At 68.5% G+C, this 14,147-nt stretch carries 14 protein-coding genes; 10 read left to right on the top strand and 4 right to left on the bottom strand.

All coding sequences use genetic code 11. The features are described from left to right. Positions 1 to 130: 130 nt before the first annotated feature. Positions 131 to 994 carry a cell envelope integrity EipB family protein gene (locus BUQ68_RS14325; RefSeq protein WP_175577820.1) on the bottom strand — a complete coding sequence of 288 codons (864 nt, stop codon included), beginning with the start codon at positions 992 to 994 and terminating at the stop codon, positions 131 to 133. 104 nt (positions 995 to 1,098) lie between these two features. On the opposite strand from BUQ68_RS14325, the gene BUQ68_RS14320 reads away from it, so the two are divergent. The 5 genes from BUQ68_RS14320 (at position 1,099) to BUQ68_RS14300 (ending at position 4,617) form a co-directional block, all read left to right on the top strand. Beyond that, positions 1,099 to 1,563, top strand: coding sequence for a RidA family protein (locus tag BUQ68_RS14320; protein ID WP_075216672.1), 465 nt, complete (start codon positions 1,099 to 1,101; stop codon positions 1,561 to 1,563). A gap of 145 nt (positions 1,564 to 1,708) precedes the next feature. Then, positions 1,709 to 2,461, top strand: a complete 753-nt coding sequence (locus BUQ68_RS14315) for a glycerophosphodiester phosphodiesterase family protein (RefSeq protein WP_075216671.1) — start codon at positions 1,709 to 1,711, stop codon at positions 2,459 to 2,461. An 86-nt stretch (positions 2,462 to 2,547) separates the two neighbouring features. Further along, positions 2,548 to 2,778, top strand: coding sequence for a hypothetical protein (locus tag BUQ68_RS14310; RefSeq protein ID WP_075216670.1), 231 nt, complete (start codon positions 2,548 to 2,550; stop codon positions 2,776 to 2,778). Between the two features lie 84 nt (positions 2,779 to 2,862). Further along, entirely contained in the window at positions 2,863 to 4,116 is a 1,254-nt protein-coding gene (locus BUQ68_RS14305; protein WP_075216669.1) for a GNAT family N-acetyltransferase, read from the top strand. A gap of 72 nt (positions 4,117 to 4,188) precedes the next feature. Next, a complete protein-coding gene (locus BUQ68_RS14300) occupies positions 4,189 to 4,617 on the top strand; it encodes an HIT family protein (RefSeq protein WP_075216668.1) in 429 nt (142 codons plus the stop codon). A 38-nt stretch (positions 4,618 to 4,655) separates the two neighbouring features. Here the strand turns inward: BUQ68_RS14300 and BUQ68_RS14295 are convergent, their stop codons facing one another. The 3 genes from BUQ68_RS14295 to BUQ68_RS14285 all read right to left on the bottom strand — a co-directional run bounded on the left by BUQ68_RS14295 (position 4,656) and on the right by BUQ68_RS14285 (position 7,175). After that, positions 4,656 to 5,849, bottom strand: a complete 1,194-nt coding sequence (locus tag BUQ68_RS14295) for an FAD-dependent monooxygenase (protein ID WP_075216667.1) — start codon at positions 5,847 to 5,849, stop codon at positions 4,656 to 4,658. A gap of 37 nt (positions 5,850 to 5,886) precedes the next feature. Continuing rightward, positions 5,887 to 6,132 (bottom strand): zinc-finger domain-containing protein, encoded by a 246-nt coding sequence (locus BUQ68_RS14290; RefSeq protein ID WP_075216666.1) that lies wholly within the window; start codon positions 6,130 to 6,132, stop codon positions 5,887 to 5,889. A 113-nt stretch (positions 6,133 to 6,245) separates the two neighbouring features. Beyond that, a complete protein-coding gene (locus BUQ68_RS14285; protein ID WP_075216665.1) occupies positions 6,246 to 7,175 on the bottom strand; it encodes a lysophospholipid acyltransferase family protein in 930 nt (309 codons plus the stop codon). Between the two features lie 227 nt (positions 7,176 to 7,402). Between BUQ68_RS14285 and BUQ68_RS14280 the strand changes: the two genes are divergently transcribed. The 5 genes from BUQ68_RS14280 to BUQ68_RS23785 all read left to right on the top strand — a co-directional run bounded on the left by BUQ68_RS14280 (position 7,403) and on the right by BUQ68_RS23785 (position 13,991). After that, entirely contained in the window at positions 7,403 to 7,792 is a 390-nt protein-coding gene (locus BUQ68_RS14280; RefSeq protein ID WP_075216664.1) for a GFA family protein, read from the top strand. Between the two features lie 702 nt (positions 7,793 to 8,494). Further along, on the top strand, positions 8,495 to 9,766 hold the full coding sequence (locus tag BUQ68_RS14275; protein ID WP_075216663.1) for an ABC transporter substrate-binding protein: 1,272 nt from the start codon (positions 8,495 to 8,497) through the stop codon (positions 9,764 to 9,766). Positions 9,767 to 9,945: 179 nt separating this feature from the next. Next, positions 9,946 to 10,896 (top strand): carbohydrate ABC transporter permease, encoded by a 951-nt coding sequence (locus tag BUQ68_RS14270; RefSeq protein ID WP_075216662.1) that lies wholly within the window; start codon positions 9,946 to 9,948, stop codon positions 10,894 to 10,896. Further along, entirely contained in the window at positions 10,893 to 11,717 is an 825-nt protein-coding gene (locus tag BUQ68_RS14265) for a carbohydrate ABC transporter permease (protein ID WP_075216661.1), read from the top strand. Before BUQ68_RS14270 ends, BUQ68_RS14265 begins: the two co-directional genes overlap by 4 nt. Positions 11,718 to 12,089: 372 nt before the next feature. Beyond that, positions 12,090 to 13,991 (top strand): calcium-binding protein, encoded by a 1,902-nt coding sequence (locus BUQ68_RS23785; protein WP_175577819.1) that lies wholly within the window; start codon positions 12,090 to 12,092, stop codon positions 13,989 to 13,991. Positions 13,992 to 14,147 lie beyond the last annotated feature (156 nt).

Genomic DNA, 14,147 nt, shown 5'->3' with positions numbered 1-14,147 from the left:
TCCGTCGTCGGCGTGGTCTATACGCGGACGATGCCGAAACGTCAAGCCGGCCGCCGGAGATCAGCCAAGCGAAAACAATGACTTACAGATGCGGTATTATGTTACCGTATGTTTTTCGCCATTCCCGGACTTATTCGCAGGGCGTCGTCGGCAGAGCCTCGAAATGGGTGAGGTCGCCCTGGAGCGCGAATTCGCCATAGTCCATGCGAAGGTCCGCCGAGACACCGTTGTCGAAGAGGTCGAAACCGATCGAGTATTCGGGCGTCAGGTCGCCGCCCTGCGAGGCGTCGAAGTAGGCGACCGTCACCGGCCAGCGGCGCGTGGTACCGACCGAGGCGGCCGGCCCCTCGGGCGGGCCGCTGATCGGTTCGCCGATGATGGTGGAGGTGGCGTAGGTCTTGTCGCCGGTCTCCGATCCGTCGAACACCTCGCCGGCGAGCACGGTGTCGCCCTTCTCGGCCGCGGCGATCACCTTCAGGAGGTGCTCGGTCGGGAAGATCACCTCCGGCTTGAAGGCGACCTTGGCCTCGGTGGGCGAGACCAGGTCGACGCTGACGCCGCTGTCGCCGCGCACGGCGGCGCCCTTCACCTCGTCGGTCAGCACCTGGTTGGTGAAGGTCTGCGACAGGAAGTCGAAGCTGTCGCCGGCGCCCGATTCGAACGTGGAGGTGCGCAGGTCGGTGACCGTGGTGGAGCCCTCCCCGTCGGTCATCTCCACCACGAAGCGGAAGTTGACCGTGTAGCCCTCGCACGGGGTGCCGGTGAACTCGAACACCATGCGCCCGCCGACGGCCGCCATGCCTTCCGAACCGCCCTGGGGCTGCTGATCGGCGAGACGGAGGTCGTAGACCGCCCGGTGCGGCAGCAGGCTGGCGGCAGCGGCGGCGGCCGGAGACAGCCCGGGCCCCGCCAGAAGGGCGGCCATGAACACGGCAGACTTGAACGGCGCCCGCATGGCGTCTCCTTCAGTGAGGCGGATGGGACGGGCTTGCATTCCCGCACCCACAACGGCCACTTCGTGCGCTGCGTCTTGCATTGCGCACGGCGGCCCGCCGGCCCATAAAGCGCGGGATCGGGACCTTTTCAAGGAGTAAACGAATGGCTGGCATCGTGGAATCTCTCATGGCCGAACTGGGCCTGGCCCTCCCGGCGGCGCCCCTGCCGGCCGCCAACTACGTGCCGGTGGTCCGCACCGGGAACCTGCTTTTCGTGTCCGGTCAGATCTCCCGCACGCCGGACGGCCGCGAGATCGCCGGCAAGCTCGGCGCCGGCCTCTCCATCGAGGAGGGTCAGGAAGCGGCGCGGATCTGCGCGCTCAACATCCTGGCGCAGGTGAAGGCGACCGTGGGCGACCTGGACCACATCGTCCGGGTGGTGCGGCTCAACGGTTTCGTCAACTCGGCTCCGGATTTCCTCGACCATCCGAAGGTGATCAACGGCGCGTCCGACCTGATGGGCCAAGTGCTGGGCGAGAAGGGAAAGCATTCCCGCTGCGCCCTCGGCGTCGCCGCCCTGCCCTTCGGCGTGGCGGTCGAGATCGACGCGGTCGTCGAAGTCGCCTGACCGTCATCGATCCGGGTTAGGGAGGGTCGGCTCGCAAGGGCTGGTCCCGATCCGGCCCCAACGTGCCAACCCCGGCCGGCCCGCAAGAGGGCCGCGCCGGTCCGCGCAGCCCATCGACAGCCGCTTCCGCACGAGGGTCCTTTCCATGTCCGCTCCCGCCTGGCTGACCGCCGCACCGGTCGCGCATCGCGGCTTCCATGACGCCGCCGCCGGGCGGATCGAGAACACGCTTTCGGCGATCGGCGCCGCGGCGGACGCCGGGTTCGCCGTGGAGATCGACGTCCATCTCTCCGCCGACGGCGCGGTCTACGTCTTCCACGACCACACGCTCGACCGCTTGACCACCGGCACCGGGTCCACCGAAGGCCTGACCCTCGCGGCGCTCCAGGCCGTGCCGTTCCGCGCCACGGCGGACCGGATCCCGAGCCTGGCGGGGGTGCTGGAGCGGATCGGCGGCCGGGTGCCGCTGGTGATCGAGGTGAAGAGCCTGTTCGACGGCCGCCACGACGCGCTGACCCGGGCAGTGGTGCAAAGCATCGCCGGCTATGCCGGCCCGGTGGCGGTGATGTCCTTCGATCCGCGCATCGTCGCGGACGTGCGGACCCTGGCGCCCCACGTGGTGCGCGGCATCGTGGCGGACGACGCCAGGCACCCGGAGTACGACCGGTTGACGCCGACGGAGCGCACGACGCTTGCGGCGCTCGCCCATCGCCGCGAGACCGATCCTCACTTCGTCGCCTACTGGGTGAAGCTGCTGCCGAACGACGTGGCGCGGACCGTGCGCGAAGACTGGCGCCTGCCGCTCCTCACCTGGACGGTGCGCACGCCGGAGGACCGGGCGGCGGCCGTGTATGCCGACCAGATCATCTTCGAGGGCTTCGATCCGCGCGCCGGGTGATGGTCCGACGGCTGCGGAACTGTGACGGCGAGGGTGCGGTTGAGGGAACATGCCGCGAGGCACCCCTTCGACCGGAGCATCAGCCCGTGAACCGCACCGACCCCATCCAGAAGCCGACCACCGACCACGCCGAGGTGGCGGAAGCCCGCGAGCGCCTGAAGGAAGAGGGCTCGCTCCGCGAGGAGGCCCGGCGCCACGAGGCGGAGATCAACGAGGCGCTCGACGGCGCCCATGTGCCGGGTGACGACGAGATGGACACCGCGGATCCGGCCGAGGAAGGCGCGGACCGGGCCTTCGTGCCGCGCCCGATGATCTGACCGCCGGCCATTTTCGGCCCGCACACGGCTTTTTGCGGCGCGTCATCTGGAAATCGGCGCCGGGTCGGCTACCTTGGCCAGACGATGCCCGGCGATCTCACCCTTCGAACCGTCCACACGCTGAAAGAGATCGACCGCGCCCGCTGGGACGCGGTCGCCAACCCCGGCTGGACCGTCGGCCCCGGAGGCCCGCTGCCGGCGGACGACCCGGCGCGGCCGTACAACCCCTTCGTTTCGTTCGACTTTCTGTCCTCCCTGGAGGAGGCCGGCTGCGCTGTGGGCAAAACCGGCTGGGGCGGCTGCCATCTGGTGGCCGAAGCGGCGGACGGCACGCTCGTCGGCGCCATTCCGGCCTATGTGAAGACCCATTCCATGGGCGAGTACGTGTTCGACCACGGCTGGGCGGATGCCTACGAGCGGGCCGGCGGGCGCTACTATCCCAAGCTTCAGGTGAGCGTGCCCTTCACGCCGGCGACAGGTCCGCGCCTTCTGGTGCGCGACGATCTGACGGGGGCGGTGCGGCCGCTGCTCGCCCGGTCGCTGGCGGCGGTGGGGCGGCAGCTGGGGGTGTCGTCCATCCATGTGACCTTCGCCGAGGAGGCGGAGGTGGAGGATCTGGCGGCGGCGGGTTTCCTGGTGCGCTGGGACCAGCAGTTCCACTTCGCCAACCCCGGTTACGGAAGCTACGAGGACTTCCTGGCCGAACTCGCTTCCCGCAAACGCAAAGGGTTGCGCAAGGAGCGGCGGGAGGCGCTGGAGGGCGGCATCACGGTGGAGCACCTGACCGGCGCCGCCCTGACGGAGGCGCACTGGGACGCCTTCCACCGCTTCTACATGGACACCGGCGCCCGCAAATGGGGCCGCCCGTACTTGAATCGCGCGTTCTTCTCGCTGATCGGCGAGCGGATGGCCGATCGAATTCTTCTGGTGATGGCCAAACGGAATGGCCGTTACATTGCCGGAGCGCTGAATTTCATCGGGTCGGACGCGCTCTACGGTCGCAATTGGGGCTGTATCGAGGAGCATCCCTATCTGCACTTCGAGGTCTGCTATCATCAGGCGATCGATTTCGCCATCGCCCACGGCCTGAAGCGCGTGGAGGCGGGCGCCCAAGGGGAGCACAAGCTGGCGCGCGGCTACCTGCCGGTGACCACCCGCTCGGCCCACCATATCGAGGATCCGGGCTTGCGCCGGGCGGTGGCGGATTTCCTGCGGCGGGAGCGGGCTGTGGTCAGCGACGTGGCGGAGCGGCTGACCGAAGCGGGGCCGTTCCGGAAGGCGGAAGCCGTTGGACCGGTTGGCGAAATCGAGACGGTGGCGCCCACCGACGAGGAGTGAGCCGACGCGCCGGCTTGACCCTTCGGCCGCCGGCGGCGACAACACGTCGACGTCTCACTGAGGAGCACCCGGATGACCGAGGCCTACGATCCCAACAACATCTTCGCCAAGATCATCCGCGGCGAGATCCCGTGCCACAAAGTGTTCGAGGACGACGATACCCTCGCGTTCATGGACATCATGCCCCAGGGCAACGGTCATGTTCTTGTGCTGCCGAAAGGTGAGGCGCGGAACATCCTGGACGCGACACCGGAACAGCTTGCGGCTGTGATCGCCACCGTGCAACGGATCGCCAAAGCGGTGAAGGCAGCCTTTGCGGCGGACGGCGTCTTCGTGCAGCAGTTCAACGAGGCGCCGGCCGGCCAGACCGTTTTCCACCTGCACTTTCACGTCATCCCGCGCTTCGAGGGCGTCGGCCTCCGCGGGCACACCGGCCAGATGGCCGACCACGGGCTGCTGGCCGAGCACGCCGCCAAGATCCGCACCGCGCTCGGCGGCTAAGTTGCTGAAGGGGCTGGATGATTTCGGAGGTGGCCGGGTCAGTCCCGGTCGCGCCAACCCCAGATCCAGTCCATCCGGGCGAGCATCCGGTCCGGCCCCAAGAGGCGCATGACCGCATTCCGGCTGTCGGCGGAGAAGCCCGAAAGGTGGTAGATCCGGCCGTTCCGGGCGGCGGCGTCGGCGACCTTGAGGGCGCGCGGTCGGCGCTCGGCCTCGTAGGCGGCGAGGCGGCGGGGGACCGGGCGGCTGGTGTCGGTGAGGTGGCGGGAAAGGACGGCGGCGTCCTCGATCGCCATGGCGCCGCCCTGGGCGACGAAGGGCAGCATGGCGTGGGCGGCGTCGCCGATGAGGGCCGTCCGGCCCTTGGTCCAGGGGCCGTTCGGGGCCCGGCAAAGCGCCCATTTCCGCCAGTTTTCCGGGATTTCCACGAGGCGGCGGACCGGGTCCGGCCAATTTGCGAAGGCGGCGGTGATCTCGGCGGGTTCACCCGGGACGTCGTAGCGCGGTTCCAGCCAGTCTCCGTCGACGGCGGCGATCAGGTTGAGGAGGCGGCCGCCCCGGATCGGATAGGTGACGAGGTGGATTTTCGAGCCGAGCCAAAGGCTTGTGCCACGCGTCAGATCCTCGATGGCAACCGTCTCGGCCGCCTCGATCGGCACCACGGCCCGCCAGGCGATGCGGCCGGAGTAGACCGCCGGGCCGCCGCCGAGGGCGAGGGTGCGCATCTTCGACCACACCCCGTCCGCCCCGACCAGGGCCTCCGCGGCAATCGAGACGCGCGATTCGCCGAACAAAATGTCGGCTACAACGGCGTCCTTGTCGTCCCTTGTCGCCTCGATGTAGCCGCCAAGGTGCAGCTTGATGCGCGCGTTGTCGGCTACAGCCGACAACAGCGCCGCCTGCAGGTCGCCCCGGTGGACGACCCAGTAGGGCGCGCCGTAGCGGGCGGGGATATCGTCGAGGGGAAGGCGGACGATGTCGGCGTTGGATCGGGCGTCGCGAATGCGAATGGCCGCCGGGGCGAATGCCACCGGCCGGAGGGCGTCGCCGAGCTTCAGGTCGACGAGCACGCGGGCGGCGTTCGGCGAAAGCTGGATGCCGGCGCCCACCTCTTCCAGGTGGACGGCGCGCTCCACGATCGTCACCGCCTTGCCGCGGCGGGCGAGCGCGAGGGCGGCGACGAGACCGGCGATGCCGGCGCCGACGATCACCACCGGCGGCTGATCGGCCATGCTGATCCTGTCCCGCGAAAAGCGCCCGAAGGAAAGGTCAGGCCGCCTTCGGCGTGTAGGCGGCTTCGGCCGGCACCGATTCGGTGGACTTCAGGCTCGGGTCGTAGATGTAGAGGGTGGAGCAGTAGGGGCAGATCTTCTCGTTCTCATCGCCCATGTCCAGGAAGGAATGGGGATGGTCGAACGGCGGCCGGGCTCCGATGCACATGAACTCGTGCGCGCCCACGCGGATGCTCTCCACGCCGGCATCATTGGTGAAGTGCGGAACGACGGCGTCGGCCATGACGGCTCCTCGAGAGGCAAGCGGCGGGTTTCGGCGGGACCATACGCCGTCGCGGCCGGCGGGAAAAGGGGGGCGGGCGGGCCGTCATCGGAACGCGCCCTCCCTCCCCTTCGTCAGTGCTCCAGCCGGCGGCGCGGGCGGCGGCGGCGGTCGCGGAGGGCGGCGGGCAGCCGGCGGAGGGCGTCGATCGGGCGCCTGCGGCGGCTGATCTCCTCCAGGTGCCGGTACTGGGCGCCGAGCGCGTAGGTGCGGGCGCGGAGGTCGTCGGCAAGGGCGCGCCGGTCGATCAGGTGGGCGAGCGTCTCGAAGGGGATGGCGTCGCCGATCGCGACCGGCATGCGGGTGCCGATGCGGTCGTGCACCTCCTTGAAGATGAGCGACAGCCGGAGCGACAGGCTGATGTGGCTGGCGATCTGGAAGAGACGCGAGTTCTGGCCGGCGAAGAAGATGGGCACCACCGTCGCCTTGGTGCGCTGGATGAGCTGGCTGGTGAAGGGCTGCCAGGTGGCGTCGATCGCCTGCTTGCGGCCGAGCCGGTCCGGCGCGGTGGAGACACCGCCGGCCGGGAAGACCACGATGCAGCCGCCGTTCTCCAGATGACGGCGCGCGGTGGCGCGGGTCTTCAGGTTGGTGGCGAGCGCCTCCTCGGTCTCGGCGAAATCGACCGGGAGGAGATAGGGGGCGACCTCGGGCGCGCGGAGCAGCACGGCGTTGGTGAGCACCAGGAAGTCGGAGCGCACCTTGCCGATGAGCCAGGAGATCACGATGCCGTCGAGAACGCCGAACGGGTGGTTGGCGACGACGACCAGCGGGCCGGTGCGCGGAATGGCGGCGAGCTGGCCCGCGTCGACCTCCACGTCCAGCTCGAGCTGGCGCACGGCGGCCTCGAAGAAGCTCTCGCCCGGCACCGGGTTGCGCTGATTCTCCAGATAGAGCCGTTTCAGCTTCGGCTGGCCGGTCGCCCGCTCGATGAGACGGATGAGGTTGCGCTTGAACGGGGGGAAAGTCGGGTCGGCGTAGCTGAAGATCGGATCTTGATGCATCGGAGCGGTCATCGTGTGGCCGTTGGGCTGCAGGCCGATAGTCGGCTTTATGACACGAGTAGACAGATTTTGCGAAGGTCCCGTGACGGCCGGCGGGAGAGTACGCGAAGCGCCTGACCGTTCGGGACCCGCAGGGAGACCGCCCGACGGCGGAACGGGGGGCGAAACGGCCGGGCGGATCCGTTCGTTACGCTCGTCTGACGGTGGCATGACGAAGGAGACGGATCATGGAGCGGTTCACGGGAGGCTGCCTCTGCGGGGCGGTGCGGCTGGTGGCGACGGGGCGCCCGTACCGGGTGGGGATCTGCCACTGCATGGACTGCCGCAAGCACCACGGCGCACTCTTCTACGCCGCGGCGATCTTTCCCGAGGACGCGGTGTCGGTGGAGGGCGAGACGGGGAACTACGCCGGCCGGCACTTCTGCCCGCGCTGCGGATCCTCCGTGTTCGCCCGGTCGGGGGACGAGGTGGAGGTGAACCTCGGATCGCTGGACGCGCCGGACCAGCTGACGCCGACGTACGAGAGCTGGGTTGTCCGCCGGGAGAGCTGGTTGCCGGCGTTCCCGGTGGCGCGGCGGTATGAGCGGGACAGGGAGACGGGTGGGCGGGGGGAGTAGAGGGTGGGGGTGGGGAAGGGAGGGAATGCGTGGGTGGTCCGCCTGCGCGGACCATGAGGATCAAGCGAAGTCGGGTGTACCAAGCCAGGGTTCAGTCGGTAACGCTTTCACGTCTCCCCCAACGTCATGGTCCGCGGAGGCGGACCATCCACGCTTCTCCGCGTGGTGGAGGTGAGCGTGGTGGGGCGGCGGGTTCATGCGTGGGTGGTCCGCCTGCGCGGACCATGACGATCGGGGTGGGCGAGGAGAGCCGGTGGGGGTGGATCGACAAGTCACGGTGGGGGTCAGGGCTCGGCTTTCGCGTCATCCCGACGAAAGTCGGGATCCAGCCATGGGAACGGGTAGGTGCACCGGCGCGGATCTGGTCGCGGACGGTTGGGCCCCGGCGTTCGCCGGGGTGACGACCTGGGGAGGTGGGGAAGGCTCATCGCGCTCGCCGATCCTCTCCATGGGACCATGGGCAGCCTTGGCCTGGACTCTCGACACCGCGACCCATGGGTTGCTTCCCATAAAAACCATCCCTTTCGGTTGTGCCGTTGCCTTGGAACATCCTCCCGGCGGTCGCGTTGGACCGTCAGGCGGGAGCGTCACCTTGGGCCCGGTCTAGCCGGGCGGCGTCCCTTGGGGATGACGGTTGGCGCTCTCTTGGACGAGGAACCGCGGGAGACGGTTCGATCGCGAGGGAGGATGACGATGGGTGAGATGAAGGGTCTGACGCGGCTGACGGCCGCGTCGCTTCTGGCGGGCGTCGCGCTCGGGGCGACCATCGCGGGCGCGGCGGAGCTGTCCGTGGTGTCCGGGGCGGTCGGCAACGACCTTGCCGAGATGCGCCAGCAGCTGGACCGGTTCGCCGCCGAGAGCGGCCACACGGTGGACCTCGTGTCGATGCCGGCGTCCACCACCGACCAGTTCGGCCAGTACCGGCTTTGGCTTTCCGCGCAGAACCGGGACATCGACGTCTACCGGACGGACGTGATCTGGGCGCCGCAGCTCGCCGAGCATTTCGTCGACCTGACGCCGCACGTGGGCGACGTGATCGGCGGGCATTTCCCGGCGATCGTGGAGAGCCAGACGGTGGACGGCAAGCTCGTCGCCATGCCGATGTATACGGACGCGCCGGCGCTCTACTACCGCACCGATCTCCTGGAAAAGCACGGCAAGGAGCCGCCGAAGACCTGGGAGGAGATGGCGGCGACGGCCAAGGAGATCATGGACAAGGAGCGGGCCGAAGGGAACGCGCAGCTCTGGGGCTTCGTGTTCCAGGGCGCGGCCTACGAGGGCCTGACCTGCAACGGGCTGGAGTGGATCACGTCGTTCGGCGGCGGCCAGATCGTGGAGCCGGACGGCACCATCTCGGTCAACAACCCGCAGTCCGTGAAGGCGCTGGACACGGTGCGCGGCTGGATCGGCACCATCGCGCCGCCGGGCGTGCTCGCCTATCAGGAGGAGGACGCCCGCGGCGTCTGGCAGACCGGCAACGCCGTCTTCATGCGCAACTGGCCCTACGCCTACGCACTCGGCAACAGCGACGACAGCGCCGTGAAGGGCAAGTTCGACGCCACCACCTTGCCGATCGGCGAGGGCGGCGACCGGTCGGCGGCGACGCTCGGCGGCTGGAATCTGGCGGTCTCCAAGTATTCGCCCAACCAGGAGGCGGCGATCGAGCTCGTGAAGTTCCTGGCCGGCGAGGAGGCGCAGAAGTTCCGCGCGCTCACCAACTCGCGGCTGCCGACGATCCAGGCGCTCTACGACGACCCGGAGATCGTGGAGCAGCAGCCGCTGATCCCGCGCTGGAAGGAGGTCTTCCTCAACGCGGTGCCGCGCCCCTCCGCGCCGACCAAGGCGGACTACAACGAGGTGTCGAGCGAGTTCTGGACGGCAGTCCACAACACGCTGTCCGGCAGCGGCGAGGCGGAGAGCAACCTCCGCCGCCTGGAGGCGCGGCTGAAGCGGCTGCAGGGCAGCGGCTGGTGAGCCGGCGCCGGATGATTCGAGCGGCCTGACGGCGCCTTAGCGCCAACGAACGGACGTTTGTGACGGCGGTCGCCGGCCTTCCCTAACCTGGGGCCGGCGGCGCCCTTCTGGCCGACCCGCCCGCCGGGCGGGCACCCTACCTTTCCCCTTGCCGATCAACCGCCACCCGGAGCCCACCCATGGCCGGACCGGTGTCCCGCAATTCCGAGCTCGGCCGCCAGCGCGTCCGGGCGGCGTGGGGCTTTCTCACGCCCATGCTCCTGGTGCTGGCGCTCGCCGCCGGTTGGCCGCTCGCCCGCACCATCTGGTTCTCGTTCACCGACGCGCGCCTTTCCGGCCTCGACGAGGCAAGCTGGGTGGGCGTGCTCAACTATGTGGAATATCTCGACTACGGCGACGGCGAGGGCGAGTATTTCGGGCTTCTCGCCGATCCGAGCTGGTGGGCGGCGGTGTGGAACACGCTGCGCTTCGCGCTGATCTCGGTGACGCTGGAGACGCTGTTCGGCCTTATCATCGCGCTGGTGCTGAACGCCTCGTTTCCCGGCCGCGGCCTCGTGCGGGCGGCGGTGCTGGTGCCCTGGGCCATCCCGACCATCGTGTCGGCGAAGATGTGGGCCTGGATGATGCACGACCAGTTCGGCATCCTCAACGACATGGGCCTCGCCCTCGGCCTCATCGACGCGCCGATCGCCTGGACCGCCTCGCCGGACACGGCGATGATCGCCGTCATCATCGTGGACGTGTGGAAGACGACGCCCTTCATGGCGCTGCTCATCCTGGCGGGCCTGCAGCTGGTGCCCTCCGACATCTACGAGGCGGCGCGGATCGACGGGGTGCACCCGGTGAAGGTGTTCTTCCGCATCACGCTGCCGCTAATCCGGCCGGCCATCATGGTGGCGGTGATCTTCCGCGCCCTCGACGCGCTCCGGGTGTTCGACCTCGTCTACGTGCTGACGCCGAACAACGACCGCACGCGCACCATGTCGGTGTTCGCGCAGGAGAACCTCTTCCAGTTCGACAAGTTCGCCTACGGCTCGGCCGCCTCGACGCTGCTCTTCGTGGTGATCGCCCTGATGGTGATCCTCACCATCACGCTCGGCCGCATGGACCTGGAGGGCCGCCGGTCATGAAAGCGATCAAGACGCTGCTCTTCTACGCGCTGGTGGTGGTGATCGTCGTGCAGGCGGTCTTCCCCTTCTACTATGCGATCATCACCAGCTTCAAATCCGGCACGGCCATCTTCCAGGTGGACTACTGGCCGACGGCGATCTCGTTCGACAACTACACGCGGGTGCTGTCGAGCGGGTCCTTCCTGCGCAACATCGGCAACTCGCTGTTCGTGGCGACCACGGTGGTGGTGCTGTCGCTGATCCTGGCCGTGACGGCCGCCTATGCGCTGTCGCGCATCCCGTTCCGCGGGCGGGGGCTGTTGCTGATCACCATCCTGTCAGTGTCCATGTTCCCGCAGATCGCCGTCTTGGCGGGCCTCTTCGAGATGATCCGCGCGGCGGGGCTCTACAACTCGCTGTTCTCGCTCGTCTTCGCCTACATGATCTTCACCCTGCCCTTCACGGTGTGGGTGCTGACCACCTTCATGCGCGACCTGCCGGTGGAGATCGAGGAGGCAGCGATCGTGGACGGCGCGGGGCCGTGGACCATCATCACCAAGGTCTTCCTGCCGCTCCTCTGGCCGGCGCTGGTGACGACGGGGCTGCTCGCCTTCATCTCGGCCTGGAACGAGTTCCTGTTCGCCCTCACCTTCATCTCCAACAACGACCAGCGGACGGTGCCGGTGGCCATCGCGCTCCTCTCCGGGGCGACGGAGTTCGAGACGCCGTGGGGCAACATCATGGCGGCGAGCGTGATCGTCACCGTGCCCCTGATCGTGCTGGTGCTGATCTTCCAGCGCAAGATCGTGGCGGGCCTGACGGCCGGCGCCGTGAAGGGCTGATGCCGGAATGGTGCGCCGCCGCAAGGGCCAAGCGGCGGCGCGCGCTTCGGGAACTGCGGATGGCGGCAAGACGATGGCAACCATCGGCGGATTCACGCGGTGGATGTGGCCGTTTGCAGGTGCTGCGCGCCATTCGGGCATGATTGCCGACGGGAAGGCGCGGCGGGGCCGCAACGGACGGCGGAACCGTGCGGTGCGGACAAGTCGCTTCAGGTTCGAGGCAAAAACTCTCGATCAGTTCTAAAGGTTTTCCGTCCAATTGAGATTAAAATCGTGCCGATCCGTTAAAGCGCGGCTTTTGGTTGATAAGAGCCGATCGTTGCAGCGCCCTCAGGAACAATCTCAAGTACGGCGAGACTTGTGGAGGCGCTGATGAGTACCTTGTCCTTCGATCTTGCGCAGACGTCCCTGGAACCGGGCTGGGCGCCGGGGAGCGGCAACCCGCACGACTTCTATTGGCGGAACGGGCTGACCGGCTACGAATACACCACCGAGGCCGACCCCGGCACGACGCAGACCGGCACCAGCGGCCTGTTCGCCTCGGTGGAGGGCGATGTGGCAATCGCGGCGGCCTTCTTCGAGACCAACACCATCGTGGGCTGGAACGGCAAGCCGGTGATCGCGGTGGAGTGGGCCGACGACGAGACGGTGTCGGTGACGCTGGAGCGGAACTGGAACGTCATCAAGAACATCGAGATCGACGGCTACGACGGCGCGTCGCTGACGGTGGCGAACTTCGTGGACGTGTGGGTGCGGCTGAACGAGAGCCGCGACCAGTCCATCACCCTCGACGACGTCAAGCGGGCCGAGGTGGCGCTCGGCTCCGGCGACGACCAGGTGATGATCAACATCGCCACCAACGGCAGCCTGTGGACCAACACGTTCAAGGTCAACACGGGCGACGGCGACGACACCATCACGGTGGGCGAGGACGTGACCTACAAGGGCACGGACCCGAACGGCTTCCAGTGGCAGTGGGTCACCACGCAGCTGAACGCCGGCGCGGGCGACGACGTCGTGAACGCCGGCAACGGCAACAACACCATCTTCGGCGGCGACGGCAACGACCTTCTGACCAGCGGCTACGGCAACGACAAGATCGACGGCGGCGACGGCGCGGACGTGATCTATGGCGGCGGCGGCAACGACTGGATCTCGGCCGGCAGCGACACCGAGGCCTGGGTGAACGAGATCCACGGCGGCACCGGCAAGGACACGCTGGTGGGCTCGGCGGTCGGCATCACCCACTTCCACCTGGACGACGTGAGCGCCGGCGACCGGGTGACCGGCGGCGGCACCGGCATGGACACGCTCTCCGTCGGCGAGGAGGCCAAGTACAACGTGGCCGGTGCCAACGGCTTCTTCAAGGTGAACGGCGCGACCGTGTCGTCGGTGGCCGAACTCTACATCGACACCGGGGCGGAGACGCGGGTGAACGTCTACGGGCAGTTCGCCAAGTCCGGGCTGGAGCGCGTGATCGTGAACTCCGACGGCACCCACATCATCAACGCGGGCGGCGCCGGCGGGGTGGTGCTGGAGGTGGACGCGGACGGCGGCCACGGCTCCATCATCGGCTCCAAGGCGGGCGACATCTTCGCCATCTCGGACTTCAACGACACCGACAGCATCGACGGCCGGGCGGGGCTGGACACCCTCACGCTGCGGACCGGCGGGACGGACGTGCAGACGCTCGCCATCGAGGGCCTCGGCGGCGGCACCACCAGCGTCAACGGCGGGTTCGTCAAGAACGTGGAGAGCTTCCTGATCGAAGGCGGCGAAGGCGGCGACCGGATCATCCTCTCCGGCGACCTGACGGGCTCGTTCGTCTACGAGGCCACCGGCGATGAGGCCAGCGTGTTCTTCGCCGAGGACGTCACCTCGGCGGTCTCGCTGAAGGCGACGGGCGCGGGCGGCAACGACATCCTGGTGGGCGCCGGCGGCGACGACATCCTGGCCGGATCGGGCGGCGGCGACATCATCGTCGGCGGCATGGGCGACGACCTCCTCTACGGCGGCAGCGAGAGCGACCCGGCGCTCGACGACGGATCGTCGGACCTCTTCGTGTTCGAGGCGGGCAGCGGCAACGACCAGGTGTTCGGCTTCGGCGCCGGTGACCTCCTGGACATCACCGACTACGGCCTCACCTTCGATGACCTGGTCACCCAGGGCCGTCTGGTGGCCGGCGCGGGCTTCGTGGACGTGCTGATGACGGACGACGACAGCATCCGCGTGCACGTGGCGAGCCTGGAGGCGAGCGACTTCCTCTACACCTGAGGCAGGATCCCCGGACACGTAGAGCGAACCGGCCCCGCCGGACGGCGATCCCGAGCGATCACCGTCCGGCGGGGCCGCTTGCTGTCTGGCGGGTGGCGCCAACGGCGGGATCCTTCGGCGGATCTCGTCCGTTCCCGTCGGGAAGCGTCCGCCCGG

Origin of the sequence: Mongoliimonas terrestris, from assembly GCF_001927285.1 — a bacterium.
GTDB classification, from domain to species: Bacteria; Pseudomonadota; Alphaproteobacteria; order Rhizobiales; family Pleomorphomonadaceae; genus Chthonobacter; species Chthonobacter terrestris.
The sequence above is the reverse complement of the archived record's forward strand: the minus strand, read 5'-3'. Positions and strand labels throughout refer to the sequence as shown.